The organism is Sphingobium sp. TomTYG65, from assembly GCF_055395525.1.
Map to the genome: position 1 here is coordinate 2,509,412 of NZ_AP027330.1, position 17,367 is coordinate 2,526,778.

A 17,367-nucleotide genomic window follows, 5' to 3' on the forward strand; every position below is an offset into this window, starting at 1 on the left:
GCCCGAACGAACTCGCTCCATCAACCCAGCAGTTTCGCCCGCATCGCCTGCAGATCCGCCTCCGGCCGCGCGCCCCAGTGCGAAATCACTTCCGCCGCCGCCGCCGCGCCGAGTTCAAGGCAGTGGTGCACATCAAGCCCCTCGATATGCCCGGCCAGGAACCCGGACGCGAACAGATCGCCTGCGCCAGTCGTATCGATCACCTGCGCCACAGGCGCTGCGGGCACTTCGTAGCGGAGCCCATCCACCACGGCGATCGCGCCCTTTTCGCTCCGTGTCGAAACCAGCACCGGCACCCGCCCGGCGAAGGATGCCACCGCCTTGTCGAAATCATCGATCTGGGCCAGCGCCTGGATCTCATGTTCGTTGGAAAAGAGGATGTCGATCAGCCCCTGATCGATCAGATCGACAAAGTCCGCCCGGTGCCGCTCGATCACGAAGCCGTCCGACAGGGTGAAGGCGACCTTCCGGTCAGCGCCGCGTGCGGCATCAATCGCCGCCCGCATCGCCGCGCGGGGCTGTTCCGGGTCCCACAGATAGCCCTCCAGATAGAGGATCGACGCCGACCGGATGAGATCCAGATCCAGCGCGGATTCCGGCAGGAACTGCGATGCGCCAAGGAAGGTGTTCATCGTCCGCTGCGCATCCGGGGTGACCAGGATCAGGCAGCGGGCAGTGGGCACGTCACCCTTGGCCGCCGGCGTGTCATAGCGGATGCCAAGCGCGCGCACGTCATGGGCGAACACCTCACCCAACTGGTCGTCGCAGACCTGACCGATGAAGCCGCACCGCTTGCCCAGCGCCGCCAGCCCCGCGAGTGTATTAGCCGCTGACCCGCCGCTGACCTCCTTGCCCGCACCCATGTCGGCATAAAGGCTTTCCGCCGTCGCTGCGTCGATCAGCTGCATGCCGCCTTTGGTCAGCGCATGTTCGGCCAGGAACGCGTCGTCACTCGGGGCGAGCACATCGACGATGGCGTTGCCGATCGCGACAACATCTAGCGAGGGGGCAGCAGCGGTCACGCGATATCCTTGTCGATTGAGGGGAAAGGTCTTGAAAATCGCGCCGTGTCTATCGACCCGCACGGCTGCGCGCAACGCCGCTGATTGACGGCTTGGGCCGGGCGCGGGATAGCGGGGTCATGGTGATCATCGCTGCCCTGCGCGCCTTACCCGTAATCTTCCATCCCGCTGCCCTGCGCCTGTTCGGCAAAAGCCTGGCTTTGACGCTACTGATATTCGCCATGGCGGGGCTTGGCCTGTGGACGGCGGTGCATGCAGTACGCGTCTATTTCGGCTGGGGCGGGGGCGGCATGGCCGAAGCCGCCGCTACCACCCTTGGCGTGGCCGCGCTGGCCTGGCTGTTGTTTCGCACCATCGCCATGGCGGTCATGAACATCTTCGCGGACGATATCATCATTGCAGTAGAGCGCGACAGCTATCCCGCCGCAGCCGCAAATGCGCGCTCCCTCGGCGTCGGCCCCAGCCTCCGATTTGCCCTCGCTTCGGCAGCCCGTACGATCGGCTGGAACCTGGTGGCCTTGCCTGCCTATCTCGTCCTGCTCGTCACCGGCGTCGGAACGATCGGATTGTTCCTCGCCCTCAACGCCTATCTGCTCGGCCGGGACCTTGCCGACATGGTCGAGCCTCGCCACCCCGCGCTGCCGTCTATCCCCCGCATCCGCCGATGGCTCATGGGGCTCGTCTCGACGCTTCTCTTCCTGCTGCCCTTCATCAACCTGCTTGCACCGATCTGGAGCGCGGCTATGGCGGTGCACATGCTGCACGGTGCCGGAAGCAAGCCGCGATGAACTTTGTCCGCCTGATCCTCGGCGCTGCCCTCGCGCTGCCGCTCGCGGCCTGCGGCGGATCGATCGTGCCGCCCGCGCCGGTCAGCCGCCCGCCCGCGGGTCCGCCCGCCAGCGCCTTCATGCGCTCCGGCCCGCTCATGGGCATGGATGCGCGCCACCTCATCCAGCAGTTCGGCACGCCGCGCCTCGACATTCGCGAAAGCACGATGCGCAAGCTGCAGTTCGCCAATGGCCGCTGCGTACTCGACGCCTATCTCTATGCGCCTGCGCAGGGACGGGAGCCGGTCGTCACCCATGTCGATGCCCGCAACCCGGCGGGAACGGATATCGATCCCGCCGCTTGCGCTTCCGCTCTCCAGGCGAGATAGCCTCTAGCCGGACAATCGCCCGATCGCCCAGTCGGCCGCTTCCGCCACCACCGGGTCTTCATCGTTCAGCAGTGGTTGCAATCGCTCGATCAACCGCTTCTCGCCGCTATTCCCGGCGGCGATCGCAGCATTGCGCACCATCCGGTTGCGCCCGATCCGCTTGATCGGCGAGCCCGAGAAGATCTCGCGAAAACCGGCATCATCCATCGCCAGGAGATCGCCCAGCTCCGGCGCCGCCAGTTCCGCCCGCCCGATGAAAGCCTTGTTCGCCGCCGCCGCATTGGCGAACTTGTTCCACGGGCATACCGCCAAGCAATCGTCGCAGCCATAGATGCGGTTGCCGATCCCGGCGCGGAATTCTTCGGGGATCGGCCCCTTATGCTCGATGGTGAGGTAGGAAATGCACCGCCGCGCATCGACCACATAGGGGGACGGGAAGGCATCTGTTGGGCAGGCCGTCTGGCAGGCAGTGCAACTGCCGCAATGATCGACTTCCGCCGCATCGGGTTCCAGCGCGATTTCGCTATAGATGGCGCCCAGGAACAGCCAGCTGCCATGGGTACGGCTGACGAGATTGCTGTGCTTGCCCTGCCAGCCTAGCCCCGCCGCCTCGGCGAGGGGCTTTTCCATCACCGGCGCGGTATCGACGAACACCTTGAGCGCGCTCTGCTGTTGTTCCACCAGCCAGCGCGCGAGGCTTTTCAGCCCCTTCTTGACCACATCATGATAGTCACGCCCCTGCGCATAGACGGAAATTCGTCCCCGATCGCCCACCTCCGCCAGCGCCAGCGGATCACGGCCGGGCGCATAGCTCATTCCCAGCATGATGACGCTGCGCACATCGGGCCATAGCCCCCGCGGCGAACCTCGCTGATCGGCCCGATCTTCCATCCACAGCATCTCGCCATGATGTCCCGCGTCCAGCCATTGCCGCAGCCTTCGGCCCGCTTCGGGCGCAGCATCGGCGCGCGCAATGGCGCATGCGGCAAAGCCCAGCCGCTCCGCCTCTGCCTTCAGGCGCTGTTCCAAGGTTTCGGTTTGCGTTGGCATAGTGTGCGACTATCAGGGTCGGATGATCGGTACTGCTCCGGCTCCTTCCCCGACCTATGCCGTCGAAGGCCATGGTCTTGTCAAGACATTCGGCACTTTCCGGGCAGTCGATGGCATCGACCTCGCGGTGCCCGCCGGGTCGATCTACGGCATTTTGGGCCCCAATGGAGCAGGCAAGACGACGCTGCTGCGCACTCTGCTCGGCATCATCGATCCGGATGAAGGCCGCCGCACCCTGCTGGGTGATGATGTTCCGCTGCGCCAGGCGCGCATCATAGGCTATCTTCCCGAGGAGCGCGGCCTTTACCCATCGATGAAGGCCTATGAGGCTATCGCGTTCATGGGCGCATTGCGCGGCTTGCCGCTGAAGGTCGGCCGCGAACGCGCGCGGGCCATGCTGATCGAACATGGCATGGGCGATTCCGTCGACAAGCCGATCCGCCAATTGTCGAAAGGCATGGCGCAGACGGTCCAGCTGTTCGGCACCATCGTGCACGAACCCCGGCTGATCGTGCTGGACGAACCCTTTTCGGGGCTGGACGCGATCAATCAGGGCAAGCTGGAGCTGTTGATCCGCGAGCAGGCGAAGCGCGGAGTCACCGTCCTTTTTTCCACCCATGTTATCGCCCATGCCGAACGGCTGTGCGAACGCATCGCCATTGTCGCTGGCGGACGCATCCGTTTTGAAGGGTCGGTGAGCGAGGCGCGCGATCAGCTGCGCCCCAAGGTCCGCTTGCGCACACGCGCCAGTGATGGCGGCTGGCGCAGGGCGCTGCCTGCCGAGACATTGGCGGCCGATGGAGCCTGGCATTTCGATCTACCCGACGAAGGCATCGAACCGCTGCTGCGCGCCCTCCTTGATGGCCATGCTGGCATAGAAAGCCTTTCGATCGAACGTCCCGGCCTGCACGACGCCTTTGTCTCGATCGCCGGAGCCGCTGCCGCACGACAGATGCAGGATGTGGAAGGGGAGGGCGCGGCATGAGTGAAGTCCTGCGTGCCGCTCTGGTCATCGCCCGCCGGGATTTTTCGGCGGTCATCTTCTCGAAAACCTTCATCCTGTTCCTGCTGGGGCCGCTCTTCCCCGTGATCATCGGCATGGCTTTTGGCGGCCTTGGGGAAAAGATCACGACCGAAAGCCTGCGCCCCACGATCGGGATCGCCATGAAGGCGGAGGATGGCGGAAGGATGGAGCGGGCGCATCGCATCCTTTCTGCCCGGATGGGTGCGGACAATCTGCCCCGGCTCCAGCGCGCGCCCAGGGGCGATCCTCGAACGATCCTCGCCCGCCCGGATGCGCGTTTTATTGCGATCGTATCCGGCACTGTCGAGCGGCCAATACTCACTGGCAAGAGCGGCGATATCGCCATGCTGGAGGGCGATGTCAGCCTGCTCGCCAGCGCCGCGCTGGCGGGCGAGCGGCTTCCCCATGTGCAGGTCGGCAAGCAACTGGTCGCGGCCAGTGCGGGTGCAGAAGCGCAGTCACGCCTGCTGACCGGCAGGGCGGCGCAGGTGCTGATCTTCCTGCTGACGATGCTGCTGGCGGGCATGGTCCTTTCCAACCTGGTGGAAGAAAAGACCAACAAGGTGATTGAGATTTTGGCCGCCGCCGTGCCGATCGACGCCGTTTTCCTTGGCAAGCTGCTCGCCATGCTGGCGATGAGCTTCGTCGGCATCTGTTTCTGGGGATCGGGGATAGTCGCGGGCGTCAAGCTGCTCGCCGGTCCCGACATCGCGCCGCCCACGCCCGCTGTCGGTTGGCCCGTCTTCCTGCTGCTGGGGGCCGTCTATTTCACCATGGCCTACGCCCTGCTAGGTTCGCTGTTCCTGGGCATCGGCGCTCAAGCCGCCACGGTGCGGGAGGTGCAGACCCTGAACATGCCGGTGACCATGGCGCAAATGGGCATCTTTTTCTTCGCCACCTATGCGGTCGATCATATGGGCTCCACTCCGGAGATTGCCGCCATCATCTTCCCTTTCTCCTCGCCCTTCGCGATGATCGCCCGGGCCGCGCAGGATGCGTCAATCTGGCCACACCTTCTGGCGATCGTCTGGCAGGCTTGCTGGGTGGCGGTGATCATCCGCCTCGGCGTATGGCTGTTCCGCCGTCATGTGCTGAAGTCCGGCCAAGCGAGCGGCGGCAGGCTGTTCAGGCGGCGCTCAGCCGTGGTAAAATAATCCGGCATGATGACCCGACGGCATCTTCTGAACGGCGCTCTTTGCAGCGTTGCGGCCATGGCCTTCTGGAGGCTGGGACTTTCAGAAGCTGAAGCCGCCTACCCCTTCACCCTGTCCGACGCAGAGTGGCGCAAGCGTCTCAGCCCGCTCGCCTATCAGGTTTTGCGGAAGCAGGCGACGGAGCATCCCTTCACCAGCCCGCTCAACAAGGAACATCGGGCCGGTGTCTTCCGCTGCGCAGGCTGTGCGCTACCTCTGTTCGATGCGAAGACCAAGTTTGACAGCGGCACGGGCTGGCCCAGCTTTTGGGCGCCGCTGCCGCGGGCAACCGGTACGTCGCGCGACTTTGCCCTCGTCTATCCGCGCGTGGAGGTGCATTGCGCGCGCTGTGGCGGTCATCTCGGCCATGTGTTCGACGACGGCCCGCCGCCGACCGGCAAACGCTATTGCATGAACGGCGTAGCGCTCAGTTTCGCCGCAGCATGACCTTATAGACGCGCAGGGATTTTGCGCTCGCGGGTGTGGCGGGCGTCAGCCATGCGGGTGGCTTGCCCTTGGCCAGCACCGCCGCCAAACTGCCCTCATGCTCCTTGGCATAATGTTCAAATTCGTTGAGGCCAGGGCAAGTGATCAGATAATCGGGCCCCTTCCCGCCATTCAGCCTGCTCAGGATCATGCGAGCGCGAGCGGGTGGCGCGGTAAAGCCTTCGACCACGGCGGTAATGCCTGCAGCGTTGCGGTGATGCGCAGTGCCGATCACATCGTGGCGCGTGCGGATCAAGATATCCGGCCCCATGTCCAATGGCGCGAACAGCGTCGATGGAGGCAATTGGCGAAGCGGCCCCAGCGCCGCCTCCGTCCGGCATTCACTGGCGGTGGTCGGCGCTTTCTCCTCGCTTTTGCGGGTCACCGTCATGGCTCCGATCCAGGCGGCGCATAAAGCGGCGGGCGTCAGCAAGGCCACCGCCGATGAAGCGAACACGCGGACCAGCGTCGCGGGTTGCTGCTGCGCACGCCGGAAAAGCGTCAGCATGAGCCAGGCAATTCCGGGCAGGGCAATGACATGCGCTACCGACATAGCCCGCATCACCAGCATGGCCACCATCGTCGCGCCCGTTAGAAGCAGCGCCACCACCAGCCAGCGATCGCGCGCTTCCCTTGTCCGGGCGTTGCGCGCGGCCATGATGGAGCCTGCCAAGCCCGCAATCGGCGGCAGCAGGATCAGGCCGATCATCGAGCGTCCCTGCTCCCAAATCGGTCGCCCTTCCATCACCTGCAAATACCAGAGTTTATAGGCGACGGGCCCCAATGCCTGAAAAGGGTCACCCGTCAGGCAAGGGCGCCCGGTTATGAGGAACAGCGCAGCGGCCGCCCCTCCGCCCAAGCCTGCCGCGACAAAACGTCCTTTGGCAGACATAGGACCGATGACCCGGAAGGCGAGCGGCGTCGCGGCTCCGAAGGCGAGCAAAGGCCAGACATAGGCCGAAGATAGCGCGTCGCATTGCGCCTGGAGGAGAGGTGCAGTGCCCCGGAGCAAGGCGAGCAGAGGCAATGATGCGCTACCGAGCGTGGCGGCATAGGCGATGAAACGAGCCGTCTCTTTCCCGTTCAGCCATTGGTGAAGTGCAAATATCGCGGCGAACAACGCGGCATAGGGCAGTCCCTCGCTCGATATCTGCAGCCACACCGCCATTGCGATGCCAGCCACAGCGCCGCCCCGCGCTCCACGCGAATCCATCGCGCCCGCCAGCGCGATCGTCGCCATCAGGATCTGCCATCCATGATGATCGATCCGCAAAGGCCCGAATTGTACCAGGATGGTCGGCGTCAGCAGTAGCAGCACAGGCGCGAGCATCGCTGTCGCCTCGTCCGCGATCCGACGGGTGGCGACATGCAGCGCCCAGGCGAGGCCGCCCAACAGCAGCAGCGGCACCATCGCGCAGGCCAGCACTTCGGCCAGATGCGCGCCCACGACCGGCCGTAGCATCAGGATCATCGCCGCGATCGGCATATCGACGATCCGCGACCAGTGCATCGGGCCGCCGGCAGGCGGATTCACCCGATGCTGGCTGACGTCCAGAAAGGGTTGCCCGCCGATCCAGTCCCGCACTTGTTGGAGGCGCATGGCGTCATCAGGGTCGCGAAAACCGAGCGCGTTGAATTCGCCGCGCGTCAGCCACAGCAAGACCATGCAGCAGGCTATCCACGCCAGGACGAGCCAGCGTGGATGCGGTGTGATCGTCACACCCAGGTCGCGTGTCAGACCTGATCGGACCTTAGCTAGCGGCGAAGACGCCATATTTCCGGATCGCGTAAACCGACAGGAAGCTCACCGGAATGGCGAAGAGCTTGGCTAGGGCAGGCGCCAATCCTGCAGCCCCAAGTGCGCTGATCACGCCCGTCGTGATGGCAAGGCCGACCGCCGCGCTGATCGCGAAGCCCAGCCGCTGCCCATGTGTCGGCCTTCGGGCAGAGGTGAAGACGAACCGCACACTGATCAGCCAGTGGAGCAGGAGCCCGCCCACATAGCCGATAGCCCCAGCCGCCGCGGCAGGCATCTCCAGCCGCAGCAGGGCCAGGAACAGCAGCATGTCACCCGAAAGCGCGCACAGGCTCGCGAGCAAATAGCGGAGGAAAGTGAATCGAGCGGCAATCGCCGCTGCCATGCTGCCGATGTTCATGGACGCCGTCGCCACCTTCACGCGGCTTTGAGGCGGCTGGGTACGAGCCGCAGGCTACCGAGCGCGGCTTTCTGGCCGGCCGCATCCTCGCCTTCCTCGCCCGCCTCATGATATTCGGCGTCTTCGTTGACGGCCCATGTATCGAAGAGTCGCTGGCCCGCTTCAATGTTGCGCACCGTCAGCATCGCCGTCATCATCGCATGATCCTGATTATTGTAGCGATGCATGCCGTTGCGGCCGACCAGATGCAGGCTCGGATACAGCTGCTCAAGCTCGCTCCGCATTGCCAGCACATTGGCGGCATAATCGTCATCATAAACCGGATAGGCTTTTTCCTGGCGAACCACCGCGCCGCCGACGACATCCTTGGGGTTGCAAAGACCCAATATGGCCATCTCGCGCTTGGCGAGTTCGACCAGTTCATCGTCGCTCGCGGACCAGAGGCCGTCGCCTTCGAAGCAGAAATATTCCAGGCCCACACAGGCCAGCGATGGATCGGGCACCATTTCCGGCGACCAGCTGCGGAAATTCTGAATACGGCCGACCTGCACCTTCGAATCGTGAATGTAGATCCAGTTATCGGGGAAAAGATCGTCCGACTTGATCATCAGCGCCACGGTCAGGAAGTCGCGATATTTAAGTTCCATCGCGTTGCCCAGCGTGGCGGGCAGGGGATGGATGCGTCCGGCCAGCTCGCGCATCGGTGCGGAGCTGACGACATGCTTCGCCTTCAGCAGCACATCGCCATCGACGCCTTGCGCCACCATCTGCCACAGCCCCGTCGCGTCATCGCGGGCAAGCTGCTTGAGGCTATGGGCCATCAGCACCTGATTACCGCCAGCCACCACCGAATCGCGCGCCGCTTCCCACATCATGCCGGGGCCAAGGCGCGGATAGCGGAAGCTTTCCAGCAGCGTCTTGGTCTCCATGCCGTCATTGGGCCGCTTGTTGAGCCCCAGCGAGCGCTTCAACCCGTCCTTCACCGCGCCCCAGAGCGACAATCCCTTGATCCGCTGGGCGGCCCAATCGGCGGACATTTCGTCGCAGGGCATGCCCCAGACCTTCTCAGTGTAGGTCTTGAAGAAAATGGAGAAGAGCTTGTGACCGAAGGCGTTCACGGTCCAATCCTGAAAGGATCGGACGTTCCGGTTGGGCAGCAGCTTGGCCTTCGCAAAGCTCGCCATGCAAAGGGTGGAGCGCCACAGGCCGAGATTCCACAGCGCCTCGAACGCCCGCAGCGGATAGCTGTAGAACTTGCCCTCATAATAGATGCGGCTCATCCGCGGACGCTGGATGAAGTCGTTGGGCAGGATCTCATTCCAGAGATCGACCACCTCTTTCGACTTGGAAAAGAAGCGGTGTCCGCCAATGTCGAACCGAAAGCCGTTCAATTCCACCGTACGACTGATGCCGCCGACATAAACCGGGTCCTTTTCGATGACGGTGACCGAATAGCCCTTTTTGGTGAGGAGATAGGCCGCGGTAAGGCCTGCCGGACCCGCGCCGATAATGGCGACATCCACATTCTGGTCGATACCCGGCATTCAATGCCCCCCGTAGGCTTGCTTCTACCATCGGGAGTGAAGGAAATCATCTAAGGAATGGTTAATAGCCGAGTAAGGATGCAGGCGAGGCCGCCTGGTGACAGCCTCGCCTTTTACGATCGGGGATCAGCCCTGACGCTGCGCCTGGGCCAGGCTGTCGAGGTCGCTGCGCGCTTCGCCAAGTGCGGCGCCATAGCAGGTGCGGAATTCGCGGGTCGGCTGCTGGATGGAGCCGTTCATCCAGCCGCACACCTGCTTGGCCGCACGCGTGATGCGCGAATCGGCCAGTCGTGCGTCGTGGGTGCTGGCGAGGTTCAGGTCGGCGACCGACACCGCGATGCTGCGCGTTTCCGTTCCCATGCGGCCATCGACGATCACGTCCATGTCGTTGCTGAGAGCGAGCGCCGAAGCGGGAAGGGCTAAGGTCATCGCGGCGGCAAATGCCGCCAACGTCTTTCTGGTCATCCTATGTCTCCTGCGAACTTTATGAAGGTCTGCCCAACGCCTGACGTGGGTGGAGGGTCGGGAGCAAAATAGGTCCCGTGCAGGGTGATGAAAAGAGGCCAATTCGTGGAAAGTGGCAGAAAAGCGGGATTTTTGCGGGCGCGAAAGGAAATTGGTGCCTTCGCACCCGCATCATTTTTTCTTTAGTGGCGGAAGTGCCGCATGCCGGTGAAGACCATGGCCAGACCCGCCTCGTCGGCAGCAGCGATGACTTCCTCGTCGCGGATCGATCCGCCCGGCTGGATCACCGCCGTCGCGCCCGCCTCGACTGCCGCCAGCAATCCGTCGGCGAAGGGGAAGAAGGCATCGGAGGCGACTGCCGAACCGATGGTGCGTGGCTGTGCCCAGCCAGCCTTTTCGGCGGCGTCTTTGGCCTTCCATGCCGCAATGCGCGCGGATTCCAGGCGGTTCATCTGGCCAGCGCCAATGCCGGCAGTGCTGTTGCCCTTGGCATAGACGATGGCGTTGGACTTCACATGCTTCGCGACCGTCCAGGCGAACAGGCAATCATTAAGTTCTTGGCTTGTCGGCGCGCGCTTGGTCACGACCTTCAACTGGTCGCGGCTGACCCGGCCATTGTCGCGGCTCTGCACCAGCAGCCCACCGGCGATGCTCTTCAGCTGAAGGCCGGTGCGCGCCGGATCGGGCAGCTCGCCGGTCAGCAGCAGGCGAAGGTTCTTCTTCTTCGCGAAGATCGCCTTCGCTTCGTCATCGGCATCAGGCGCGGCGACGACTTCGGTGAAGATGCCGCTGATGGCTTCGGCCGTGGGGCCATCGAGCGGCCGATTAACCGCGATGATCCCGCCAAAGGCCGAAACGCTGTCACAGGCCAGCGCCGCTTCATAGGCTTCGATCAGCGTGTCGCCGGTCGCGACGCCGCAGGGATTGGCATGCTTCACGATCACCACGGTCGGCGGGCCGTCGCGGAACTCGCTGACCAGCTCCAGCGCGGCGTCGGCGTCGTTGTAATTATTGTAGCTGAGTTCCTTGCCCTGGATCTGCTGCGCCTGGGCAATGCCGTTGGCGGTAGGCCCGACCGGCAGATAGAGCGCCGCCGACTGGTGCGGATTTTCGCCATAGCGCAGGGTCGATCCAAGCTTGCTCGACACCGCCAGCGTCTCGGGAAAATCGACGCCCTGATCGGCAAAGGCGAACCAGCTGGCGATCATCGAGTCATAAGCAGCGGTGGCGGCATAGGCTTTGGCCGCCAGCATACGGCGGAAGTCATAGCTGGTCGCGCCGCTCTTTTCCTCCATCTCCGCGATCAGGCGCGCATAGTCGGCCGGGTCGGTGACGATCGCCACGCTTTCATGGTTCTTCGCGGCGGACCGGACCATCGACGGACCGCCAATGTCGATATTTTCGATGATCTCCTCACGTTCGGCGCCCTTGGCGACCGTCGCGGCGAAGGGGTAGAGGTTGACGACGACCAGGTCGATCGCGCCAATTTCATGTTCCTGCATCGATGCGACATGCTCGGCATTGTTGCGCACCGCGAGCAGGCCGCCATGCACCTTGGGGTGCAATGTCTTGACGCGGCCGTCCATCATCTCGGGAAAGCCGGTCAGGTCGGAAATATCCTTTACCTCCAGCCCGGCCTCGCGCAGCGCCTTGGCGGTGCCTCCCGTGGATACCAGCTCAACGCCATGTTTGCCCAGCGCCTGCCCCAGTTCGACAAGGCCGGACTTGTCCGACACGGAAAGAAGGGCGCGCTTGATGGTGACGTCGGTCATGGAAGGTCCTGTGTGCTGCAATGGCTCGCCGCGCCCTCTAATCCTGCTGGGCGGATGCGGCAAGCGATAGGATTGGGCCGAACGGGCTCGTCAGCCCATCCGCTTGAAAAGCCATCCGATGGTCGATCCGCCAGGCAGAGCTTCGGCCGTGATGACGAGCTGGCGGCTTTCGTGGGGACGGCCCTGACCATCCACCCACAGGCTTTCCTCGATCGCCAGCTTGCCCGCATTGGCGCGGAACTGCCATATCGCGCCCAGTTCGATCCGTAGCAGCGCCCCCATGCCGTCGGCGGTCGCGGTCGGCTCGACGCCCGGAGCCAGATGGAAGCGGAGTTGCGCAGGCAGCTTCACCGGCCTGCGGCGACGGGCGGCAGGAGTCAGCATATCCTCACCGCGGATTTCCTTGCCGTCGATGCTGACCAGCAGCAACCGGCGATGCACATAGCCCAGCCGCCGGACATAGCCGTCATGACTGATCTCGATGCGGCTGCCGTTTTCCTGCTCCTGCCGATGCAGTTCCACCTCGGTCACGCCGCGGCCCAGCGTGCCGTCAGGCAACAGTGCGGTCGAATTGCTGTCGTCGAGCACAACCGTGCTGTGCGCTGCAGTCGTGCGCAGCGCCTGCGCCAGTCCATCGGGCATCCACGCGCCGCTTAGCGCTGCACCGCCGCAATTGACGACCAGCCGCTGCGGCCCGTCGCTGATCTCGATCGCGGTGGTGGAGGCGCATCCCGCGTCCGCCAGCCTGGCGACCGGCGGCGGCGCGGCATCGATCTGGACGATGGTCGCACCCGCTACCAGCCGTTGATATCCCCAATCGCTTGCCTGCCGAAGCGGCCGCGCACGCACCCGGCTGGCGCGGACAACGGCTTCGATGGTTGCGGGATCAATGGCGCCTGCGCCCTGCCAGTTGCCCAGGCCGCCATCGCCGTGACAAAGGCCGAGCAGTGCCGGAACCATTCGGCCGAGCGCTTCCGTGATGAAAGGCGGCACCTGCTCCCGGCGCACGTCATAGACTGCGCGCACCATGGCGAGCAGCATGATGGCTTCCAACTGGTCGAGCGGTGACCGCGACACGATGCCGCCATCGGCATGAACCGCATTTTCGATCGCCCGCTTCAGACCCGCTTCGCCAAAAACCTTGCGGGCAGCGCCACCGGGCAGCAGCATCGACGCCGCCACAATGCCGCCCCATGCTACAAGGCGCGGCAGGCCCAGCGGAGCCTTGTCCGCTCCCCGGTCCAGATGCCGTGCCGTCCGCGCGATGCAGTTGAGCACCAAAGAGCGATAAACAAGGTCGCTCGACGACAGGATCAGCGGTGCGTGAGCCGACCAGAAGAGTAGTCGCCAGCCTGCATTATCCGCACGCCATGCTGGCTCGCTCGGCGTATCGGCATGCACATCCAGCCATTTGCGCAGCACGGCTTCGGCGACCGGCGCAGCCTGCTCGCGTGTCGCCGCCGACGACAGGTCCCGCAGCCAGGCGAAGCTGTGCAGATAATCGGTAAAGGCGGGGATCAGCGCCAGCTTTTCGAAATCCAGCGTGTGGATCGGCTGCTTCAGGCCACGAAATAGGAAATAGCCCGCGCGGATCGCTTGGCCCGCCTTCGGATCGCCGGGAATTTCGTCATCCGGCACGGCGAGCAGCTTGAGCGGATATTTTCCCTTGAGACGCCGCCCGTGGATCGGCGTCTTCCAGCTCATCAGGTAGAAACGGTTGGCGATCCGTTGAGCGAGCGACAGACCCTTGTCATCCGCGACACGGATGAGCCGCTTGCCCTGTTCGATACCGTCGTCGGCTGGCTCTGATCCGGCCTGATCGGCGGTCGAAGGACTGGGGATGCGCCTCGCGTCGCTCACCCGCCCTTGAGCTTCCGGATATTGTCCGCATAGGCCGCCGGGCCGCCGCGGAAAGTGGCCGTGCCCGCTACCAGCACGTCCGCCCCGGCCTCGATCGCGCGCGGCGCGGTGGTGAAGTCGATGCCGCCATCGACCTGCAGGCGGATGTCCCGCCCGCTTTTGTCGATCATCTTGCGGATGGCTTCGATCTTGCGCAGCTGGTTTTCAATGAAGCTTTGGCCGCCGAAGCCGGGATTGACGCTCATCACCAGGATCAGATCGACATCATCGATCAGATAATCGAGCATCTTGGCCGGCGTGCCGGGGTTCAGCACGACGCCTGCCTGCACGCCCAACGACTTGATATGCTGGATCGAACGGTGGATATGCGGCCCCGCTTCCGGATGGACCGTCAGAATGTCGGCGCCGGCCTGTGCGAACGCGTCGAGATACTGGTCCACCGGCGAGATCATCAGATGGACGTCGAACGGCTTCTTGCTGTGGGGGCGCAGCGCCTTAACCACGCCCGGTCCGATCGTGATGTTGGGCACGAAATGGCCGTCCATAACGTCGATATGGATCCAGTCGCATCCCGCCTCGTCAATGGCGCGGACCTCCTCGCCCAGACGGGCGAAGTCCGCGGACAGGATGGACGGCGAGATAAGGATCGGACTGGTCATCAACAGTCGGCTCTAGCCGTGCCTAGGGCCCAGGGCAACGCTCCTTTTCAAGCTTATCCACAGGGATTTTCGGCGCAGGCCGCCGCACCCTCAGGGCAGGGTGAAAAGCGTTGGGTCCAACCCGCGCGACGCGAGGGAACCGCGCGGCAGAAACTGCTTCACGCCATGTAGTGCAATTACCTGCGCACCCTTCAGGATCGGCGCGGCGATCAGGCGCATCGTGCAGTCGCCGCCATCAAGCGGCCGAATATCGACGTCCAGCGTGAAGCCGCGTCGATGCCGGATGGCATAGGCGCGCAGCCGTTCCATCGCCTCCCGCGAATCCGGCGCATAGAGCGAGACGGCCAGAGAGCGCGGCACCTCCATGTCCCGCTCGATCCCGAACAGGTCATAGACGCCGCTGGTCCAGGACAGGCTATTGTCGCTCAGGTCGCAATGCCACAGGCCAAGGCCGCGCTCCGCCAGCGCTTCGTCATCCCGCGCCGCGCGGTCGTCGAGCGGCACCGGCGCCAGATGCTGATGCAGATCGCTCAGCGGCCAGCTATGGTGCAGGGGAAGGGGCTCGGTCGGGCGCACGCTGGACCTTTCTGGCTACGGCGTGAGCTTAGGATTATCCGGGTGTGCGGACAAGCCGCGCGATGAAAAAGCCGTCAGTGCCGCCTTCATCGGCGAGCGTGTCGGGCAATGTGCGCAACCATCCTTCCGCGCAGGGGACAATGCCGTGCGGCAATTCGGCGTCCTGAGCGGGCTTCAGCGTAAAGTCAGGGTGGTCCTGCAGGAAGGCGTGCAGCTGTTCTTCCCCCTCTGCCTGTTCAAGCGAACAGGTGGCATAGACCAGCGAGCCGCCGGGCTTCAGCCATTGTGCCGCGCGTCTGAGAAGCTCACCCTGCAACTCGGCAAGTTCGCTAATCTGGCGCGGCCCGATCCGATGCAGCACATCGGGATGGCGGCGATAGATGCCGGTGGCGCTACACGGCGCATCCAGCAGAATGGCGTCGGCTGGCGCGGCGGGCTCCCACTGCCGCAGGTCGGTTTGTACGATCGCCGCGGAAAGGCCGGTGCGCGTCAGATTGCCGCCAAGCCGCTCCAGCCGTTTCTTCGACTGATCGACCGCCGTCACCTGCCATCCGGCTGCAGCCAGCTGCATCGTCTTGCCACCGGGCGCTGCGCACAGGTCGAATATAGTGCGACCCTCGCCCGCTCCCAGCAGCCGCGCCGGGCAGGATGCGGCAAGGTCCTGCACCCACCAGGCGCCCTCGCCGAAGCCCGCCAGTTCCGTCACAGACGCATGGCTCGGCAGCCGCACATGGCCCGGTGCGAAGCTCTTCCCCCCAAGCTTCTCCGCCCATGCGGCTGTCTCTGTCGGATCACGCAAGCTCACATCGACCGGCGGTCGCATGGCGAAGGCGCGGGCGGCGGCCGCAGGCATGGCCTCGCCCCACATTGCCGCCCAGCGCGTGACCACCTCTGGGGGCAGAGTAGGCGGTTCAGCCAGAGTGGGCGCAGCGCGCGTGATCGTTCCAAAGACGCCGTGGACCAGCTTGCGCGGTCCGCCATCGACCAGCGGCAGCGCCGTTGAAATGGCGGCATGCGGAGCCGTGCCAAGCGCCAGCACCTGGATCAGTGCGATGCGCAGCACCATCCGCGCCTTCGCATCCGGGGGAAGCGGCTGCCGCGTCGCGCCGTCGATCAGCGCATCCAGATCAGGCAGGTGGCGCAGTGTTTCCGCGACGATGGCGTGAACCAGCGCCCGGTCTGCAGGAGCCAACCCTTGCGCCGCCCCATGCAGCGCCAGCTCCAGCGGATCGCCGCGCCGCAACACGGCGTCGAGTAGGCGCAGCGCCGCCCGCCGCGCAGGAAGGCCAGGAATATCATCGGATCGCGAGGGTTTCGGCATAAGCTGCGCCTAGGCCAATCGCGCGCAAAAGTAACGACAGTTCGCATCATCGGCCAACATTCGTCACCCCAGCGGAAGGCGGGATCTCCTGCAGCCAGTCGGTCCCTTCCAGATCCCAGCTTTCGCCGGGACCACGGAGTGCGTTAGTCCCGCCGCAACGGATCGAGCGCGCTGGACCTGCGGCGCACCGGCGGGGCCGCAGGGTTGAGCGCAGAGGTCCGGGCAACGTGCGGAGCCGCCGTCCCCATGTCCCCCGCCAACGCTTCCAGCGCAGCGATGCGCTTCTCGGTCGCGGGGTGGGTGGAGAAAAGCTCGCTCACATGCACCGGCACGATATAAAGCTGAGCCGCAGCCGGATTGCGCTCCGCGACCGGGTTGGGGATCATCTCCGCCTTGCCCGAAATCTTCGCCAGCGCCGACGCGAGCGCACGGGGATTGCCGCTGATCTGCGCCCCGGCTTCATCCGCGCCATATTCGCGCGTGCGGCTGATCGCCATCTGCACGATCATGGCAGCAAAGGGCGCGACGATGACTGCGAGCAATGTCGCAGCCATATTGCCATGGCCATTTTCCTGATTACCGCCCCGGAAGAACAGGCCGAAATTGGCCAGCATCGAGATCGCGCCAGCGATCGTCGCCACCATGGTCATGATCAGCGTGTCGCGATTTTTCACATGGCCAAGCTCATGCGCCATGACGCCTGCGATTTCATCGCGTGTCAGCATCGACAAAAGGCCGGTCGTCGCGGCGACGGCGGCATGTTCGGGGTCGCGGCCGGTCGCAAAGGCGTTGGGATGCGGCTCGTCGATCAGATAGACGCGCGGCATGGGAAGGCCCGCCCGCTGCGCAAGTTCGCGAACCAGGCCGTAAAATTCGGGCGCGCTCTCGCCATCGACTTCCCGCGCATGGTGCATCGACAGCACGATCTTGTCGGCGTTCCAGAAGGTGAAAAGGTTCATCCCGGCCGCCACCAGCAGCGCGATCAATGCGCCGCCGCTGCCGCCCAGCGTATAGCCCAATGCCATGAACAGCGCCGTCAGCGCCGACAGCAGCATCACCGTCCTCATGCCACTCACTTGTCTT

General features: G+C 64.4%; 17 protein-coding genes. 5 read left to right on the top strand and 12 right to left on the bottom strand.

Translation table 11 applies throughout. From position 1 onward, the window contains the following. Positions 1 to 20: 20 nt before the first annotated feature. Positions 21 to 1,022, bottom strand: coding sequence for an adenosine kinase (locus ACZ5Y5_RS12410; protein WP_464808920.1), 1,002 nt, complete (start codon positions 1,020 to 1,022; stop codon positions 21 to 23). A 119-nt stretch (positions 1,023 to 1,141) separates the two neighbouring features. On the opposite strand from ACZ5Y5_RS12410, the gene ACZ5Y5_RS12415 reads away from it, so the two are divergent. Together ACZ5Y5_RS12415 and ACZ5Y5_RS12420 are read left to right on the top strand one after the other, a co-directional pair. Further along, the gene (locus tag ACZ5Y5_RS12415) at positions 1,142 to 1,810 is read left to right on the top strand and encodes an EI24 domain-containing protein (RefSeq protein ID WP_464808921.1); all 669 of its coding nucleotides are present in this window, start codon (positions 1,142 to 1,144) and stop codon (positions 1,808 to 1,810) included. After that, the gene (locus ACZ5Y5_RS12420; RefSeq protein WP_464808922.1) at positions 1,807 to 2,178 is read left to right on the top strand and encodes a hypothetical protein; all 372 of its coding nucleotides are present in this window, start codon (positions 1,807 to 1,809) and stop codon (positions 2,176 to 2,178) included. The genes ACZ5Y5_RS12415 and ACZ5Y5_RS12420 overlap by 4 nt, the downstream gene beginning before the upstream one ends. A 3-nt stretch (positions 2,179 to 2,181) precedes the next feature. Here the strand turns inward: ACZ5Y5_RS12420 and queG are convergent, their stop codons facing one another. Beyond that, on the bottom strand, positions 2,182 to 3,228 hold the full coding sequence (queG, locus tag ACZ5Y5_RS12425) for a tRNA epoxyqueuosine(34) reductase QueG (protein WP_464808923.1): 1,047 nt from the start codon (positions 3,226 to 3,228) through the stop codon (positions 2,182 to 2,184). A 22-nt stretch (positions 3,229 to 3,250) separates the two neighbouring features. Between queG and ACZ5Y5_RS12430 the strand changes: the two genes are divergently transcribed. The 3 genes from ACZ5Y5_RS12430 to msrB are packed head-to-tail and all read left to right on the top strand — an operon-like array spanning position 3,251 to position 5,892. Continuing rightward, on the top strand, positions 3,251 to 4,213 hold the full coding sequence (locus ACZ5Y5_RS12430) for an ABC transporter ATP-binding protein (RefSeq protein WP_464808924.1): 963 nt from the start codon (positions 3,251 to 3,253) through the stop codon (positions 4,211 to 4,213). Next, entirely contained in the window at positions 4,210 to 5,406 is a 1,197-nt protein-coding gene (locus ACZ5Y5_RS12435; protein WP_464808925.1) for an ABC transporter permease, read from the top strand. The genes ACZ5Y5_RS12430 and ACZ5Y5_RS12435 overlap by 4 nt, the downstream gene beginning before the upstream one ends. A 9-nt stretch (positions 5,407 to 5,415) precedes the next feature. Beyond that, positions 5,416 to 5,892: a peptide-methionine (R)-S-oxide reductase MsrB gene (gene msrB / locus ACZ5Y5_RS12440; protein ID WP_464808926.1), complete on the top strand. Its 477-nt coding sequence runs from the start codon at positions 5,416 to 5,418 to the stop codon at positions 5,890 to 5,892. Here msrB and ACZ5Y5_RS12445 read toward each other — a convergent pair. From ACZ5Y5_RS12445 to htpX, 10 genes are all read right to left on the bottom strand, one after another. Beyond that, complete coding sequence (locus ACZ5Y5_RS12445; RefSeq protein ID WP_464808927.1) at positions 5,873 to 7,597, bottom strand: hypothetical protein; 1,725 nt, start codon at positions 7,595 to 7,597, stop codon at positions 5,873 to 5,875. The two genes, msrB and ACZ5Y5_RS12445, sit on opposite strands and share 20 nt — an antisense overlap. Before the next feature lie 85 nt (positions 7,598 to 7,682). Beyond that, the gene (locus tag ACZ5Y5_RS12450) at positions 7,683 to 8,087 is read right to left on the bottom strand and encodes a GtrA family protein (protein ID WP_464808928.1); all 405 of its coding nucleotides are present in this window, start codon (positions 8,085 to 8,087) and stop codon (positions 7,683 to 7,685) included. A 17-nt stretch (positions 8,088 to 8,104) separates the two neighbouring features. After that, positions 8,105 to 9,631: an NAD(P)/FAD-dependent oxidoreductase gene (locus tag ACZ5Y5_RS12455; protein ID WP_464808929.1), complete on the bottom strand. Its 1,527-nt coding sequence runs from the start codon at positions 9,629 to 9,631 to the stop codon at positions 8,105 to 8,107. Positions 9,632 to 9,757: 126 nt separating this feature from the next. Further along, entirely contained in the window at positions 9,758 to 10,096 is a 339-nt protein-coding gene (locus ACZ5Y5_RS12460) for a UrcA family protein (RefSeq protein WP_464808930.1), read from the bottom strand. Between the two features lie 182 nt (positions 10,097 to 10,278). Next, a complete protein-coding gene (purH, locus tag ACZ5Y5_RS12465; RefSeq protein ID WP_464808931.1) occupies positions 10,279 to 11,868 on the bottom strand; it encodes a bifunctional phosphoribosylaminoimidazolecarboxamide formyltransferase/IMP cyclohydrolase in 1,590 nt (529 codons plus the stop codon). A gap of 90 nt (positions 11,869 to 11,958) precedes the next feature. Then, positions 11,959 to 13,728, bottom strand: a complete 1,770-nt coding sequence (locus tag ACZ5Y5_RS12470; protein ID WP_464808932.1) for a heparinase II/III family protein — start codon at positions 13,726 to 13,728, stop codon at positions 11,959 to 11,961. Next, the gene (gene rpe, locus ACZ5Y5_RS12475; protein ID WP_464808933.1) at positions 13,725 to 14,387 is read right to left on the bottom strand and encodes a ribulose-phosphate 3-epimerase; all 663 of its coding nucleotides are present in this window, start codon (positions 14,385 to 14,387) and stop codon (positions 13,725 to 13,727) included. The genes ACZ5Y5_RS12470 and rpe overlap by 4 nt, the downstream gene beginning before the upstream one ends. Before the next feature lie 90 nt (positions 14,388 to 14,477). After that, positions 14,478 to 14,963 (bottom strand): diguanylate cyclase, encoded by a 486-nt coding sequence (locus tag ACZ5Y5_RS12480; RefSeq protein ID WP_464808934.1) that lies wholly within the window; start codon positions 14,961 to 14,963, stop codon positions 14,478 to 14,480. 34 nt (positions 14,964 to 14,997) lie between these two features. Then, on the bottom strand, positions 14,998 to 16,284 hold the full coding sequence (locus tag ACZ5Y5_RS12485; RefSeq protein WP_464808935.1) for an RsmB/NOP family class I SAM-dependent RNA methyltransferase: 1,287 nt from the start codon (positions 16,282 to 16,284) through the stop codon (positions 14,998 to 15,000). 143 nt (positions 16,285 to 16,427) lie between these two features. Next, on the bottom strand, positions 16,428 to 17,360 hold the full coding sequence (htpX, locus tag ACZ5Y5_RS12490; protein WP_464808936.1) for a zinc metalloprotease HtpX: 933 nt from the start codon (positions 17,358 to 17,360) through the stop codon (positions 16,428 to 16,430). Positions 17,361 to 17,367 lie beyond the last annotated feature (7 nt).

What these genes read in the sequence shown, in the direction of transcription:
- ACZ5Y5_RS12415 (WP_464808921.1), top strand. Translation starts at nt 1,142, where the DNA reads ATGGTGATCATCGCTGCCCTGCGCGCCTTACCCGTAATCTTCCATCCC.
- ACZ5Y5_RS12420 (WP_464808922.1), top strand. Translation starts at nt 1,807, where the DNA reads ATGAACTTTGTCCGCCTGATCCTCGGCGCTGCCCTCGCGCTGCCGCTC.
- queG (WP_464808923.1), bottom strand. Translation starts at nt 3,228, where the DNA reads ATGCCAACGCAAACCGAAACCTTGGAACAGCGCCTGAAGGCAGAGGCG.
- ACZ5Y5_RS12430 (WP_464808924.1), top strand. Translation starts at nt 3,251, where the DNA reads ATGATCGGTACTGCTCCGGCTCCTTCCCCGACCTATGCCGTCGAAGGC.
- ACZ5Y5_RS12435 (WP_464808925.1), top strand. Translation starts at nt 4,210, where the DNA reads ATGAGTGAAGTCCTGCGTGCCGCTCTGGTCATCGCCCGCCGGGATTTT.
- msrB (WP_464808926.1), top strand. Translation starts at nt 5,416, where the DNA reads ATGACCCGACGGCATCTTCTGAACGGCGCTCTTTGCAGCGTTGCGGCC.
- ACZ5Y5_RS12445 (WP_464808927.1), bottom strand. Translation starts at nt 7,597, where the DNA reads ATGGTCTTGCTGTGGCTGACGCGCGGCGAATTCAACGCGCTCGGTTTT.
- ACZ5Y5_RS12450 (WP_464808928.1), bottom strand. Translation starts at nt 8,087, where the DNA reads ATGAACATCGGCAGCATGGCAGCGGCGATTGCCGCTCGATTCACTTTC.
- ACZ5Y5_RS12455 (WP_464808929.1), bottom strand. Translation starts at nt 9,631, where the DNA reads ATGCCGGGTATCGACCAGAATGTGGATGTCGCCATTATCGGCGCGGGT.
- ACZ5Y5_RS12460 (WP_464808930.1), bottom strand. Translation starts at nt 10,096, where the DNA reads ATGACCAGAAAGACGTTGGCGGCATTTGCCGCCGCGATGACCTTAGCC.
- purH (WP_464808931.1), bottom strand. Translation starts at nt 11,868, where the DNA reads ATGACCGACGTCACCATCAAGCGCGCCCTTCTTTCCGTGTCGGACAAG.
- rpe (WP_464808933.1), bottom strand. Translation starts at nt 14,387, where the DNA reads ATGACCAGTCCGATCCTTATCTCGCCGTCCATCCTGTCCGCGGACTTC.
- ACZ5Y5_RS12485 (WP_464808935.1), bottom strand. Translation starts at nt 16,284, where the DNA reads ATGCCGAAACCCTCGCGATCCGATGATATTCCTGGCCTTCCTGCGCGG.